General features: G+C 47.8%; 14 protein-coding genes. 12 read left to right on the plus strand and 2 right to left on the minus strand.

The window, feature by feature from the left end:
* Positions 1-477: a hypothetical protein gene (locus MKY85_RS07245; RefSeq protein WP_342572209.1), complete on the minus strand. Its 477-nt coding sequence runs from the start codon at positions 475-477 to the stop codon at positions 1-3.
* 431 nt (positions 478-908) lie between these two features.
* Here MKY85_RS07245 and tkt point away from each other — a divergent pair, with 431 nt between their 5' ends.
* The 5 genes from tkt to MKY85_RS07270 all read left to right on the plus strand — a co-directional run bounded on the left by tkt (position 909) and on the right by MKY85_RS07270 (position 6,386).
* Positions 909-2,951, plus strand: coding sequence for a transketolase (gene tkt / locus MKY85_RS07250; protein WP_339240415.1), 2,043 nt, complete (start codon positions 909-911; stop codon positions 2,949-2,951).
* A 150-nt stretch (positions 2,952-3,101) separates the two neighbouring features.
* Entirely contained in the window at positions 3,102-3,419 is a 318-nt protein-coding gene (locus MKY85_RS07255; protein ID WP_105408176.1) for a pyrimidine/purine nucleoside phosphorylase, read from the plus strand.
* 188 nt (positions 3,420-3,607) lie between these two features.
* Positions 3,608-4,963 carry a glucose-6-phosphate isomerase gene (locus tag MKY85_RS07260; RefSeq protein ID WP_017689982.1) on the plus strand — a complete coding sequence of 452 codons (1,356 nt, stop codon included), beginning with the start codon at positions 3,608-3,610 and terminating at the stop codon, positions 4,961-4,963.
* A gap of 176 nt (positions 4,964-5,139) precedes the next feature.
* On the plus strand, positions 5,140-5,772 hold the full coding sequence (locus MKY85_RS07265; protein ID WP_253431918.1) for a YigZ family protein: 633 nt from the start codon (positions 5,140-5,142) through the stop codon (positions 5,770-5,772).
* A gap of 5 nt (positions 5,773-5,777) precedes the next feature.
* Positions 5,778-6,386 (plus strand): TetR/AcrR family transcriptional regulator, encoded by a 609-nt coding sequence (locus MKY85_RS07270; RefSeq protein ID WP_339240417.1) that lies wholly within the window; start codon positions 5,778-5,780, stop codon positions 6,384-6,386.
* 189 nt (positions 6,387-6,575) lie between these two features.
* On the opposite strand, the gene MKY85_RS07275 is transcribed toward MKY85_RS07270, so the two are convergent.
* The gene (locus MKY85_RS07275) at positions 6,576-6,977 is read right to left on the minus strand and encodes a secondary thiamine-phosphate synthase enzyme YjbQ (protein WP_339240418.1); all 402 of its coding nucleotides are present in this window, start codon (positions 6,975-6,977) and stop codon (positions 6,576-6,578) included.
* A 498-nt stretch (positions 6,978-7,475) separates the two neighbouring features.
* Between MKY85_RS07275 and cysT the strand changes: the two genes are divergently transcribed.
* The 7 genes from cysT to MKY85_RS07310 all read left to right on the plus strand — a co-directional run bounded on the left by cysT (position 7,476) and on the right by MKY85_RS07310 (position 13,815).
* Positions 7,476-8,291 (plus strand): sulfate ABC transporter permease subunit CysT, encoded by an 816-nt coding sequence (gene cysT, locus MKY85_RS07280; protein ID WP_017689978.1) that lies wholly within the window; start codon positions 7,476-7,478, stop codon positions 8,289-8,291.
* A complete protein-coding gene (locus MKY85_RS07285) occupies positions 8,288-9,085 on the plus strand; it encodes a sulfate ABC transporter permease subunit (RefSeq protein ID WP_339259636.1) in 798 nt (265 codons plus the stop codon). Before cysT ends, MKY85_RS07285 begins: the two co-directional genes overlap by 4 nt.
* A gap of 1 nt (position 9,086) precedes the next feature.
* The gene (gene cysA / locus MKY85_RS07290) at positions 9,087-10,151 is read left to right on the plus strand and encodes a sulfate ABC transporter ATP-binding protein (RefSeq protein WP_091015266.1); all 1,065 of its coding nucleotides are present in this window, start codon (positions 9,087-9,089) and stop codon (positions 10,149-10,151) included.
* A gap of 24 nt (positions 10,152-10,175) precedes the next feature.
* Positions 10,176-11,240, plus strand: coding sequence for a sulfate ABC transporter substrate-binding protein (locus MKY85_RS07295; protein WP_342572210.1), 1,065 nt, complete (start codon positions 10,176-10,178; stop codon positions 11,238-11,240).
* Between the two features lie 157 nt (positions 11,241-11,397).
* Positions 11,398-11,844 (plus strand): hypothetical protein, encoded by a 447-nt coding sequence (locus MKY85_RS07300; protein WP_342572211.1) that lies wholly within the window; start codon positions 11,398-11,400, stop codon positions 11,842-11,844.
* 194 nt (positions 11,845-12,038) lie between these two features.
* Positions 12,039-12,833: an MBL fold metallo-hydrolase gene (locus MKY85_RS07305; protein WP_339240423.1), complete on the plus strand. Its 795-nt coding sequence runs from the start codon at positions 12,039-12,041 to the stop codon at positions 12,831-12,833.
* A gap of 112 nt (positions 12,834-12,945) precedes the next feature.
* Entirely contained in the window at positions 12,946-13,815 is an 870-nt protein-coding gene (locus tag MKY85_RS07310) for an RNA polymerase sigma factor (protein ID WP_342572212.1), read from the plus strand.
* Positions 13,816-13,827: the final 12 nt, after the last annotated feature.

A 13,827-nucleotide genomic window follows, 5' to 3' on the forward strand; every position in this document is an offset into this window, starting at 1 on the left:
TTACGAATGGTGAGTCGCTTTTTTCGCGCTGATATACTTTCCGCACAAGCCGAGCACAATACCGAATAACAGATGTCCGATTATCCAGTAGATAATGGCTGTTATATCGTAAAGGTCGGGTACACGTGAAGATAGTTGAGAGAGCGGGATGTAGAGCAGGGACGATCCAGCTCCAAGCAAGATTCCTTTGAACATCGGGTGACCTGAACGCCCTACCCACCATAGATAGAAGATGCCGATGAACACGGAAACGACGAGATGCAGAGAGAATTCAATCCATTCGGGAAGGGTTGGCGGAAGTCCAGGTACAAAATCAATATTCAGAAGCAGGGTATATACCTTTTCACCAGTGTAAAACTGAATTGTTTTGAGAAAGAATCCAAGGACAACGCCCGAAACCATACCTGTTAAAATACCCGGGAACCAGGGTAATGAACGATTTGAGTACCTAGTAGGGGGAGCAGCGGGTACAGACATGATAACAACCTCCTATGATTGATACTTACTTTGAAAAGTAAACCACAGTCCCGCTTTCGAATCCATATTCAGGATATGTTATGTAAATTTAACTTGGATATCTAAAAAGTGTATGGTTTTCGTGTTAAAGGTTATACTTCATGCGATGGATTTGCGAGGCTTAATAGGTCTGTTTATGGAATTTAATGCCTTGTCCTGATACGGTTTTTGCTTGATTGGCAAGGGATTGTTCATCACAAACAACCAATTTTTCACGAACTTCTAAAAGAAGGTTATGGAAAAGCTTCACGCCAAGTGATACAATACAAAAGTGAATAAGTCAAAATGAAACACTCAAGCGGATTCACTTATTGTGAAATTCGGTTTGCTTGTATGATGAGAGGGATTCGCTTGCGCACCCGACTTATCTAAAGACATGAGGAGGACAAACCATGACTGACAAGAACGAAGCGATTCAAAAGGATGAAAATACTACAATCGACAACCTGTCGATTACGACCGTACGTACTTTGGCGATTGATGCAATTGAGAAGGCAAATTCCGGACATCCGGGTATGCCTATGGGCTCCGCTCCAATGGGGTACCAACTTTTTGCAAAAACGATGACTCATAACCCGGACCACCCAACTTGGGTTAACCGGGACCGTTTTGTCCTGTCTGCAGGACACGGCTCCATGTTGCTGTACAGCTTGCTGCACCTGAGCGGATATGATCTTCCAATGGAAGAACTGAAACAGTTCCGTCAATGGGGAAGCAAAACACCGGGTCACCCGGAATTCGGACATACTGCAGGTGTTGATGCAACTACAGGCCCACTGGGTCAAGGTATTGCAATGGCTGTAGGTATGGCGATGGCTGAAGCTCAACTGGGCGCAACTTACAATAAAGATAAGTTCAACGTCGTTGACCACTACACTTACGCAATCTGTGGTGATGGTGACTTGATGGAAGGCGTATCGCATGAATCAGCTTCCCTGGCTGGACGTTTGCACCTAGGCAAATTGATCATGTTGTTCGACTCCAATGACATCACACTCGATGGTAAATTGGATCTGTCTTCTTCCGAAAGTATCGCGAAGCGTTTTGAAGCTTATGGCTGGCAAGTGCTGCGCGTAGAAGATGGTAACGATCTGCCTGCAATCGAAAAAGCAATTCAGGAAGGTCAAGCAGATACACTGCGTCCTACACTGATCGAAGTTAAAACGGTTATTGGTTATGGTAGCCCGAACAAACAAGGTAAAGGCGGCCACGGCGGTACTCACGGATCTCCACTGGGTGCAGACGAAGCCAAATTGACTAAAGAGTATTACAAATGGGTTTATGAAGAAAACTTCCACGTACCAGCTGAAGTTCGCGATCACTTTGCACAAGTGAAAGATCGTGGTATCTCTGCTAATAAAGCTTGGGACGAGAAATTTGCCGAGTACAAAAAAGCATACCCTGAGCTGGCAGCTCAATTCGAAACAGCGATTAACGGCGACCTTCCAGAAGGATGGGACCGTGATCTTCCTAAATATGCAGCAACAGACAAAGCGCTCTCCACTCGTGTAGCATCCGGTAACGCTCTGAACGGTCTGGCACATAACGTGCCACAACTGACAGGTGGATCTGCTGACTTGGAAAGCTCCACAATGACTCACTTGAATAACCTGGAGAACTTCACACCTGAAGATTACTCCGGCCGTAACATCTACTTCGGTATCCGTGAATTCGGTATGGCTGGAGCAATGAACGGTATGGCACTGCACAGTGGTGTGAAAGTATTCGGAGGTACGTTCTTCGTATTTACCGATTACCTTCGTCCGGCTGTTCGTCTGGCTGCCCTGATGGGATTGCCTGTAACGTATGTTCTGACTCACGACAGTATCGCTGTTGGTGAAGACGGTCCTACGCACGAACCGATCGAGCAACTGGCATCCCTGCGTATCATCCCTAACCTGACGGTTATTCGTCCGGCTGACGGTAATGAAACTTCGGCTGCTTGGGCTTACGCGCTTGAGAACAAGAGCAATCCGGTTGCACTCGTACTCACTCGTCAAAACCTGCCGATCCTCGAAGGTACCGTTGAAGGTTCACGTGAGAACGTGAAACGTGGTGCTTATGTTGTGTCTGATGCAAAAGATGGCAAACCGGTAGCACAAATCATCGCTACAGGTTCTGAAGTGCAATTGGCTGTTAAAGCTCAAGCAGCACTTGCAGAACAAGGCATTCAAGTTCGCGTAATCAGCATGCCAAGCTGGGATCTGTTCGAGAAACAGGACAAAGCTTACAGAGAGTCCGTTCTTCTTCCGGATGTTAAAGCTCGTCTTGCAATTGAAATGGCTTATCCAATGGGCTGGGAGAAATATGTTGGAGATCAAGGTGACATTCTCGGAATCAGCACATTCGGTGCTTCCGCGCCTGGCGACCGTGTTATCCAAGAGTATGGCTTTACAGTGGACAACGTGGTTAGCCGCGTAAAAGCATTGCTGTAATAGTTTCATAAGCGCTGCTATGGTTGGGAGGGCACCATGCTCTCCTGATCCATGGCAGTAAGTTATTTCCGCAGAACATGGGCGGTAACTCATTATCGCCCTGATCTGTTTTGCCTTTTGTTTTCATTAACTTCAGGGGAGCGGGTACGCATGTCACAATTCGATCAAGTCAGTGTAGTGAAAGAGGCCAACATTTATTATGAAGGTCAGGTAACCAGCAGAACGGTTATTTTGGGGGATGGCAGCAAAGTGACTCTGGGCATCATGCTTCCAGGCAGTTATGAATTCGGTACGGATTCCCGTGAAATTATGGAGATTCTGTCCGGAGATCTGAAAGTATTGCTTCCCGGAGAAGAAGAGTGGCAAGAGATTCAAGGCCAAGCTACGTTCCACGTGCCTGCCGAATCCAAATTTAAACTGGAGATACGCAGCGTTACTGACTACGTCTGCTCGTACCCGGCGGAATAACATAAGAAGGGTAAGCAGAACCGCAACCTGCGGATTCGGTTTACCCTTTTTGCTTCTTGAATACGAACGACAAAGTTCGAGCGGCAAGCTTGTCAGCCCCGTGGATTTGAAGTATCCTTAAGGCAAGTTGTTTAGAATGGAATACGGAAAACACGCACTATAACCGAAATCAGGAGGTATTTGAGATCATGGCAAAAAAAGTGACATTTGACTATAGCACAGCATTGCAATTTGTAAATCAGCACGAAGTGGATTATTTCGCAGAACCAATTCGTTTGGCTCATGAGCAGCTCCACAACGGAACAGGAACAGGGTCCGACTATCTGGGCTGGATTGACCTGCCAACGGCTTATGACAAAGAAGAGTTCGCCCGCATTCAAAAAGCAGCTGCCAAAATCCAAAGCGACTCCGAAGTACTGATCGTTATCGGTATTGGTGGATCTTACCTGGGTGCACGTGCAGCGATTGAAATGCTGACACACTCTTTCTATAACAACCTGCCAAAAGATAAACGCAAAACGCCTGAAATCTATTTTGCAGGAAACAATATCAGTTCCACATATGTAACTCACTTGCTGGATCTGGTTGAAGGCAAAGATTTCTCCGTAAATGTTATCTCCAAATCCGGTACAACAACAGAACCGGCAATCGCTTTCCGTATCTTCCGTGCAGCATTGGAAGAGAAATACGGTAAGGAAGAAGCACGCAAACGCATCTATGCAACAACAGACAAAGCGCGCGGTGCATTGAAAGAACTGGCGAATGCTGAAGGGTATGAATCTTTCATTATTCCGGACGATGTAGGTGGACGTTACTCCGTTCTGACAGCTGTAGGTTTGCTGCCTATCGCAGCAGCGGGTATCAGCATCGAAGAAATGATGCAAGGTGCGGCTGACGCATCCAAGGAATACAGCAACCCGAACGTAGCAGAGAACGAAGCATATCAATATGCAGCTGTTCGTAATGCATTGTATCGTAAAGGAAAAGGCACAGAGATTCTCGTAAACTATGAGCCATCCCTGCACTTCGTGTCCGAGTGGTGGAAACAGTTATTCGGAGAGAGTGAAGGTAAAGACTACAAAGGGATCTACCCAGCATCTGTTGATTTCTCTACAGACTTGCACTCCATGGGTCAATTCATCCAGGAAGGTAGCCGGAATATCTTCGAAACCGTGATTCAGGTTACTGAAGTTGCAGAACATATCTCGATCAAATCCGATCCGGATGACTTGGATGGTCTGAACTTCCTTGAAGGTAAAACGATGGACTTTGTTAACAAAAAAGCGTTCCAGGGAACACTGCTTGCACATACAGATGGTCAAGTACCAAATCTGATTGTGAACATTCCAGATATGACTCCATATTCTTTCGGATATCTGGTATACTTCTTTGAAAAAGCATGCGGCATCAGTGGCTACCTGCTGGGTGTCAATCCATTTGACCAACCGGGCGTGGAAGCGTACAAGAAAAATATGTTTGCATTGCTGGGCAAACCAGGCTTTGAAGAAGAGAAAGCAGCGCTTGAAGCGAGACTTTCCGAATAATTCATCGGTCTGCTCATATAGTTAAATAAGCTAATGTAACTCTATCCGGGGATGACTGTTGAGTGTAATGCAGGGTTCCCGGATATAGATAACCAGGGCAGTTCGTCCGCGTTCACGCGGGGAACTGCTTTCTTGTAAAATGGGACTTAGGAAAAGACTAGAAAGTTGGATTTGGGATGATTGAACGTTATCGCACGGTTCGAGGACCGGGCAATCTGGAAATTGTAATCAAGAAGTCGCGATTTATCGGACATATTATGCCGGTCACGACAGAGGAAGAGGCCGTTGCCTTTATTGATGATATCAAGAAAAAACATTGGAATGCGACTCATAACTGCTCTGCGTACATGATTGGGGAGCGGGATGAGATCCAGAAGCAATCCGATGACGGGGAACCTAGCGGAACAGCAGGGAAACCCATTCTTGAAGTAATTAAAAATCAGAAGTTAAAAAATGTGGCAATTGTGGTTACACGATACTTTGGGGGAATCATGCTTGGAGCCGGTGGGTTAATTCGGGCTTATACGGATGGAGCTGTAGCAGCCATTGAAGCCGGAGAAGCCATTACCAACGTGCTGCATCGTGAAGTGTTTGTTGAACTGGATTATACATGGTTGGGTAAAGTGGAAAATGAGTTAAGGAGCCGGGAAGTCCGTACAGGTGAAACTGGATTCACCGATAAGGTTACGTTGACTTGTCTTCCGCCGGATAGTGAAACCGAGGCTTTTGTAGCCTGGATCACGGATTTGACGCAAGGGCAATCCCGGATCACGGAGGGACAGCGGCTTTATTTTATTGAAGGGGAATAAAATATATGGCTAGAAGAGCAGTCGAACAGGAGTTGTCGAGGGAGCGGATACTGGAGGCGGCGAGGCACCTTTTTATTACCAAAGGATACCGCGCCATTTCGATGCGAAGCATCGGCCAGCATCTAGGCTATAGTCATGGGTCGCTGTATTATCACTTTAAGGAAAAGGCAGAGCTGTTCTATGCCATCGTGGTTGAAGATTTCAATTATCTGGGGCATTTGCTGCTGCAAGCTATGGTCAGGCCGGTTCGTGATGATGTGAGCAAGGTAGAGCACATTATGATGGAGTTTATTCGTTTTGGTCTGGAGAATCCCTATCAATACGAGATTATGTTTATGATCAGGGACGAGGAACTGTTGTCTTATTGTCGTACCGAACAGGGACGCTGCTTCGAATTATTTGCATCGATTATAAGGCAGTATATGAACGAAGCGAACTGTACGGAAGAGGATATTCAAAGGGTACCGCGTACGCTATTTTTGGCTATGCACGGATTCATTTCTTATTACATTCAGGACCGTTTAACGTTTGAGGAGATTGAATCGTCTGCGCTGTCTCATGTCAAAGTGCTGTGCCGCAATCTGGGTCAGCAGCCTGAGTCTGGCGTCCAATAATGGCGCAATTGTTGCACCCCTACACTTCAGGGCGGTGATTTGTCATAACTTTAATTCTTTATCACATTGTCTCGCGAAAGTTAATGAGCGCAGAAGACCAAGTCAGGCGGCTCCGACCCGGTAAGAGGGTGGACCGCCTGTTTGTGTGTGCAAAAACGAAAGAACAGATGCAGGCCTGTTGGCCTGGAACTAGCCTTCCATGATTTTGAGAAAGTACTCCCGCTCACGTGGTCCGTCAAATTCGCAAAAATAAATGCCTTGCCAGCGGCCAAGCAGCAACCTGCCTTCGTGAATAATCACCGTCTGTGATGGCCCTGTTGTGATTGATTTGAGGTGAGAGGCTGTATTGCCTTCGGCATGTCGGTACTTGGGATGCTCCCAAGGATACACTTCGTCCAGACGTAACAAGACATCGTGTTTTACATCCGGGTCTGCATTCTCGTTGATGGCGATACCCGCGGTTGTATGTGGGCAGTAGATGAGCACCGTCCCGTTCTGCACACCGCTACTCTGGACAACCTGCTTCACGTCCCGTGTGATATCCTTCATTTCATCTCGTGTGGAAGTGGATATATTCTTCGTATATAACATGTTTAATTCCTCCTTATCATCTCTGTTCTTACCCTCGATTGTACCTTAACCACTACATACCAAACAAACCACATATGTAAGGTGAAAAAAGAAAATTGCCTCATAACGGAGAGGATAGAAATAACCTGAAGAAGCGGAAGCTAAAAGCTTTCTGTAAGAAAGCTGCTTCGGAAGCATAAGCTTCACCTTCATCACCGGATTTCCCCTTTAATAAAAGGGGATTAAAGAAATCTGGGGATAACAGTGATCGGAAGGTTGTTCTGGCCTCGCAGTGTACAGGTGCGATTTTAATGAATTGATCTTATATCTGGCCTAATTATATTCAATAAAAGCATTGACGATTAGCACTGCAAACTGGTAAAGTATCAGAAAAGCAAAACCAAGTAGACTAATGGGAATAATAATAAAGTAATATCATCCAACTTAGGAAAATGTCATATTGAAGCCAGGAAGACTGCCGACCGGAGCTAAAGCCGGAGGCTGGGAGGGAACGCAGCAATGAATACCGTTCTTCGTCATAAGGGATGGACTTGGGGATTCCGCAGTACCGTATTGTTATATTTTATCGTACTTATTGTACTTCCAATCATCGGTGTGTACGTCAATTCCTTCTCTGAAGGATGGAGCAACTTTGTTCAGAGCATTATGGACCCCATCGCGTGGAAAGCCGTACTGCTGACGATTCGGTTGGCCGTGATTGCTACGCTGATTAATGTGGTTCTGGGCACGATGATTGCCTGGGTGCTGACAAGGTATCGCTTTGTAGGCCGATCGTTTCTTAACAGTCTGGTTGATCTCCCGTTTGCACTGCCAACAGCGGTGGGCGGCTTGATGATTATGCTGCTATTGGGTCCGGTCAGTGCCATCGGGAAACTGGCAGAATCCATGGGGTTTGAGATTGTATTTCACCAGCCCGCAATTGTTATCGCGATGACTTTTGTCACGTTTCCGTTTGTGATCCGTGCGGTGCAGCCTTTGCTGGAAGAAATCGATCCTTCCGAGGAAGAGGCCTCGTACACAATGGGGGCATCCAAGGCTCGCACGTTCATGCAAGTTATTCTGCCATCCATGGCACCTGGCATGATCAGTGGAGGGATGCTCGCTTTCTCCAGAGGACTGGCTGAATTCGGGGCTGTCGTGCTGGTGGCTGGTAACATTCCGGGAAGAACACTGACTGCTTCCGTATTTATCTACGGGGAGATTGAAAGTGATAATCCCACGGGCGCCGCTGCTGTATCCGTGTTGCTCCTAACGCTCTCCTTCCTGATCCTCTGGCTGATCAATCTGGTGCAGATGCGGGGGAGAAGACGATGAGACGACTCTTAATCGGATTGACGTTTGCGGTATTTATCGTACTGCTGATCATCCCGCTTGGACGCATTTTTATAGGTGCATTTGAAGACGGGGCAGGTGGATTCCTGACGGGGCTGATGCGCCCTGAGGCGTTACATGCTTTGATGATGACCGGACTGGTGGTCCTGGTGGTCACCCTGTTAAATACATTGTTTGGCATCATGATGGCTCTGTATCTGGTTCGTGCCGGATGGTTGAGTGAACGGATAAAAGGGCTGCTGAACAGCATTGTAGACCTGCCTTATGCTGTATCTCCTGTCATTGGCGGTTTGATGATTGTGTTGATGTTGGGACCTAACAGCATTATGGGCGCTTTTTTTGAAGGGATTGGATTCAATGTGGTCTATGCCTTCCCGGGTATGGTGATCGCAACGTTATTTGTTACCTTTCCACTAATGGTAAGAGAGGTTATGCCTGTCCTGCAGGAACTTGGTTCTCAACAAGAGGAGGCTGCTTCTACACTGGGCGCCTACGGCTGGAGAACGTTCTGGAGTGTGACATGGCCTTCGATCCGCTGGGCGGTAGTGTATGGTCTGGTCTTGACGGTTGCGCGCTCACTTGGGGAATTCGGTGCAGTGCTGGTTGTATCCGGTAATATTATGAACAAAACGCAGACAGCAACAACCCTGGTGTATCAGGATGTTGAGAATTTTAATGTGGCTGCCGCAAATGGTGTTGCATTGGTGCTGGTCACCTTCTCCGTCGGGCTGCTGCTCATGATGGAATGGGCCAAGAAGCGAAAGGAAGTGCATTGATATGCATGTAGAAGTCCGTGATCTGAACAAACATTTCGGTGATTTTCATGCGGTAAAAGATGTCTCATTCGATATTGCCAAAGGCCATCTGATCGGTCTGCTTGGACCCAGCGGAGGCGGGAAGACTTCCATTCTGCGGATGCTTGCGGGTCTGGAGAATCCAGGTTCCGGAGAGATTCGCTTTCATGGGAAAGTCGTGAACCATCTGCCTCCACAGGAGCGTGGAATCGGATTTGTATTCCAGAACTATGCCCTGTTCAAACATATGACGGTATTTGAGAATATTGCTTTTGGACTCAAGGTCAAGAAGACACCGAAGGCCCAGATCCGTGATCGGGTTATGGAACTTGTTGAACTGACCGGGTTAAAAGGTTTCGAACAGCGCTATCCACATCAGTTGTCTGGTGGTCAGCGTCAACGTGTGGCTTTTGCCAGAGCACTCGCCCCGGAGCCGCAGCTGTTATTGCTGGACGAACCGTTCGCGGCCATTGATGCCAAAATCCGTCAGGAACTGCGTTCATGGTTACGGGAGCTCATCGAGCGAGTGGGAATCACTTCGATCTTTGTAACGCATGACCAGGATGAAGCAATTGAAGTGGCGGACGAGATCATGATTATCAGCCAGGGTCGTCTGGAACAGAAGGGCACACCTTGGGATATCTACAAAAACCCGCAGACACCGTTTGTCGCTACATTTATCGGGGAGTCTACGGTTGTGGAGGATGCTTCCCAGTTGAAAGGATTCGAACATGCCGTCGAGGGTGAACACACCAAAGCGCTAATTCGACCGGAGTATATTGAGATCGGCTTGAAAAACGAGTTCACCATGTTGTCTGCAACGGAAAAAGGTACAGTCAAACATCTTCATTTCCGCGGTAGTCAATGGATGGTAGAGGTGGATGTACAAGGGCACAAGTTAATCACCTATCGTTCCCTGGAGAAAACGACCTTGGAGATTGGTCAACAAATTCGCGTTCTTGTACACCGTGCATACCTGTTCAATGACTCCAACAGTTGGGTGGTTGAGAACCGACTGAAGGAAGATCCGATGCCGGTGATGATTTAGTCAAGTGGAAGAAAGGGGCTGCCCATGCAGATGAGGAAGAAGAAAGTCATACTCTTATATGTTGCCCTCATGCTTCTGCTCGTCTGCATGACCGCTGGATGCAGCAAGCAGGAGGAGTCAAGCGAACAGAATGAGCCCGCTGGTACCGATTCATCCAATACGCTAGTGATCGGTGCTTATAGTGTAGCAAAAGACGCTGTAGGCGAGTTGCTGCCCAAGTTCCAGGAAGAGTGGAAGGCAAAGACCGGACAGACGATTAACTTCCAGGAGTCCTATGAAGCTTCGGGTACACAGGCAAGAGCCATCGTCGGTGGATTCGAGGCGGATGTGGCCTTGCTCGCGATGGAGAGTGATATCGACAAGCTGGTCAAAGCCGATCTGGTTAGCCCCGATTGGAAACAGACCCCTCATGAGGGCATGATCACCCGTTCGATTGTTGTTCTGGGCACCAGAGCTGGCAACCCGCTTGGAATTCATGATTTTCAGGATTTAACCAAGCCGGGAGTGAAGGTACTCTACCCTAATCCAAAGACATCTGGGGGCGCACAATGGGACATTAATGCCATTTATGGTGCCGGATTGAAACTGTCGGAGGAGCAAGAGGGGAAGAAAGATCCTACCGCAGCCAAAGCTTTTCTCGAACAGGTACATCGTAACGTTGAGTCATTGGACAAGAGTGGGCGTTCTTCGATGGCGGCTTTCGAATATGGCGTAGGTGATGTAATCGTCACATATGAAAATGAATTGCTTGCCCGGATCGCCAAAGGTGTAGATTACGACATCGTTATTCCGAAAAATACGATCCTCATTGAGAACCCGGCAGTCGTGGTGAATAAGTATGCCGACAAACATGGGAATCGTGAACTGGCTGAAGCCTTTGTCGCATATCTGCGTACACCAGAAGCACAGCAGATTTTCGCGAAGCATGGTTTTCGTTCCGTAGACCCGGATGTATTTGCACAGACGGAGTCGACATTCCCAACACCTGAAGGGTTATTTGATATCAACTATCTGGGTGGATGGGACGAGGTACGCAGTACGCTGTACTCCAAACGTGGCGTGTGGTATCAGGTGCTTGCGGGATTATGAGTATTGCTGATGTAATCGAATAGATAACCGAGCATGTGGATACTAAACCTTCATTTCAATGGAAGTAGAGATGAAGGTTTTTTACTGCCAATAGGATATAATAGAGGTATACTGAATCATGATTGTTACATAGTACTAACAGGAAGGCGTGAATTGGATGAGTTCAGAGATTAAATTATCCCAAAGTACAGCGATTCGACTGGAGCAGGCCCGCGGTAAGGGGATGTCCGAGGAAGATATTTTAAAAGCCATTCAAGCCAAAGACGTTTCCGCTTTTGACGCAGTGTCTGAAGAGGAATACCGATATAATGAATTTTTCTCGTATGCGGACGAGCACGGTGAAAATCTGGAGACAGCAGTGAAAGACGGCTACCGGATTACCTTTAACACGCGTGGTGGGCTCGGAATTTGGTTGGAAAAGGCCTTTAAGGTGCAGCCAGAGAAAGACTTCACGGTGGGTGAAGGAATCGTTACCGGATTACAGTTGAAACCGGAGCAGGCAGAGGTGCTGGCGAAGCGACTTGCGTCGAACTGGGTGATTACGGAGTCGAAGGATGTACCTGCGGGTAAGGAATTGACATTGAAGCTGCGCGCACTGGTGTAGTTCGAGCATTGAATTCATATGAGTTGAACGCTCCCGAATGGAGCGAAGCACGGAGATGAAGTCTGACGGTGAACAGTCAGACCACAGACTGTCCTGAATTGCAGTGCATAACTGCTGCGGGATGGTCTTTTTTTTGCAAAAATAGAGGTGCACGATTACAATTTACATATCATGAATTCAGGGGGGAATGCAGATTGAATCAGCTAACATTTCTGGGCACTGGCGATGCGATGGGCGTTCCACGTGTGTATTGCGATTGCGAAGTGTGTACAGAGGCGAGGCTTACGGGAGAGAATAAACGGAAACGTTCCTCTGTTCTGATTGACTATGATGGCGATGGTGCGAGTGAACAATTCATGATCGACTGCGGGCCGGACTGGAGATCACAGATGGAGGATCAGGGATTGCGTATGGTGCATACGCTGCTCATCACGCATGCCCATTTTGACCATATTGGAGGATTGCCGGAATGGGCAGATGCGTGCCGCTGGTTGGGTGTAAAGGGACGTTTGTATGCACCACGTGAAGTGATATCCACCATTCAGGGACAGTTTCCCTGGTTGGGGCGTCATATGGACTTTCTGGAAACGGATGATGATATTGAACTCGGGGGATGGAAGGTGAATTCCTGGAAAGTGTGCCATGGGCATAACGGGTATTCGTACGCGTATCGGCTGGATCGGGTTGGGTATAGCTGGGCGTACTGTTCAGATGCCATTGACCTGAAGGAATCCGAGAAAGAGCCGCTACACGGATTGGATATGCTGGTGCTGGGAACAAGCTTTGTACATGAACATGCGGAATTCTCCACACGTTCCGTGTACGATATGCGCGAGGCACAGGAGCTGCTGCGGGAACTGAAACCGGGTCATACCTATTTTACACATATGTCCCATGACGTTGATGTACGCCAGAATTATAATCTGGATCAAGGCATTACGATTGCTCTTACCGGGATGAAAGTGCCGCTTGGAACCCTTCGTACTTAAAAGTGGGAGCAGGGAAAAAATGATTTTAGAAGAGCGTATCCTTTGGAGGAGGTTCTTCGTTTACATAGTGTGAGTCACAATAATCAGGAACCAGCAAAGGGGGGCCCCCGATATGGCCTTTGTGAAGTCCGTGAATTGCCGCATGAACAGACCACAAGAGGATGAACTAAAAAATAAACCTGATCTGGAATCCGGTGATATCGCCGGACATCCAGTTAACCAGGACATTCATGCCGTCTTAACCGACCTGATGGGTCCGTTATATGCGTATTGCTTATCCCTGACCAGATCTGTACCCGAGACCGAGGACTTGGTTCAGGATACCTGTCTCAAAGTATTGTCGTCCACGGCGGTGCAATCTTCCGAGACGACGAAAGAGATGAACTGGGAAGCTTATCTGATCCGAATTGCTCGCAACAGCTGGATTGATATGCTTCGGAAGCAACAGAGATTGCATTCCATATTGGATGGCTTGAAGCCTGTTATGCGAGAGTTCGCAGAGGAAGAGCATTTTGAAGAGCTAGAATCTGCTGTTCAGTTATTAATTAGTGAATTACCACCCTGGCAGCGAGCCATATATGTATTGCGTGAATTAATGGGTTATAAGGCGGCAGAGACTGCGGATATGCTGGAGACGACAGAAGGCGCTGTGAAAGCAGCATTAAGTCGTGCCCGTTCAGCCATCGCTGAGGTGAGGCACAGGTTGGAACAATCGGACGCTGAATTGCAGTATGGAGAGGGCTCAGTGGAGGACAATCAACAGGAGCTGCGCAGCTATCTGCTGGCATTCCGCACGGAAGATACCGCGCGCATCATTGATCTGTGCCTGAATCGGACCGATGATCCGATGGCTGTGGCCGGCAGCATTTTGCAGCAGACTCTGCCGTCTCCATCCATGCAGCCAGTGATGTACGGGTACGCCGCTTCCGGAACGAATGCGATGTCGTATGGAGGTGGGTACACGGTCAACATGGTTGCCTAAACCAAGGAGGCG

Origin of the sequence: Paenibacillus sp. FSL R5-0749, assembly GCF_038595085.1 — a bacterium.
Classification (GTDB): Bacteria; Bacillota; Bacilli; order Paenibacillales; family Paenibacillaceae; genus Paenibacillus.

Coding starts and splice junctions, on each gene's coding strand:
- MKY85_RS07245 (WP_342572209.1), bottom strand. CDS start 477: ATGTCTGTACCCGCTGCTCCCCCTACTAGGTACTCAAATCGTTCATTA.
- tkt (WP_339240415.1), top strand. CDS start 909: ATGACTGACAAGAACGAAGCGATTCAAAAGGATGAAAATACTACAATC.
- MKY85_RS07255 (WP_105408176.1), top strand. CDS start 3,102: ATGTCACAATTCGATCAAGTCAGTGTAGTGAAAGAGGCCAACATTTAT.
- MKY85_RS07260 (WP_017689982.1), top strand. CDS start 3,608: ATGGCAAAAAAAGTGACATTTGACTATAGCACAGCATTGCAATTTGTA.
- MKY85_RS07265 (WP_253431918.1), top strand. CDS start 5,140: ATGATTGAACGTTATCGCACGGTTCGAGGACCGGGCAATCTGGAAATT.
- MKY85_RS07270 (WP_339240417.1), top strand. CDS start 5,778: ATGGCTAGAAGAGCAGTCGAACAGGAGTTGTCGAGGGAGCGGATACTG.
- MKY85_RS07275 (WP_339240418.1), bottom strand. CDS start 6,977: ATGTTATATACGAAGAATATATCCACTTCCACACGAGATGAAATGAAG.
- cysT (WP_017689978.1), top strand. CDS start 7,476: ATGAATACCGTTCTTCGTCATAAGGGATGGACTTGGGGATTCCGCAGT.
- MKY85_RS07285 (WP_339259636.1), top strand. CDS start 8,288: ATGAGACGACTCTTAATCGGATTGACGTTTGCGGTATTTATCGTACTG.
- cysA (WP_091015266.1), top strand. CDS start 9,087: ATGCATGTAGAAGTCCGTGATCTGAACAAACATTTCGGTGATTTTCAT.
- MKY85_RS07295 (WP_342572210.1), top strand. CDS start 10,176: ATGCAGATGAGGAAGAAGAAAGTCATACTCTTATATGTTGCCCTCATG.
- MKY85_RS07300 (WP_342572211.1), top strand. CDS start 11,398: ATGAGTTCAGAGATTAAATTATCCCAAAGTACAGCGATTCGACTGGAG.
- MKY85_RS07310 (WP_342572212.1), top strand. CDS start 12,946: ATGGCCTTTGTGAAGTCCGTGAATTGCCGCATGAACAGACCACAAGAG.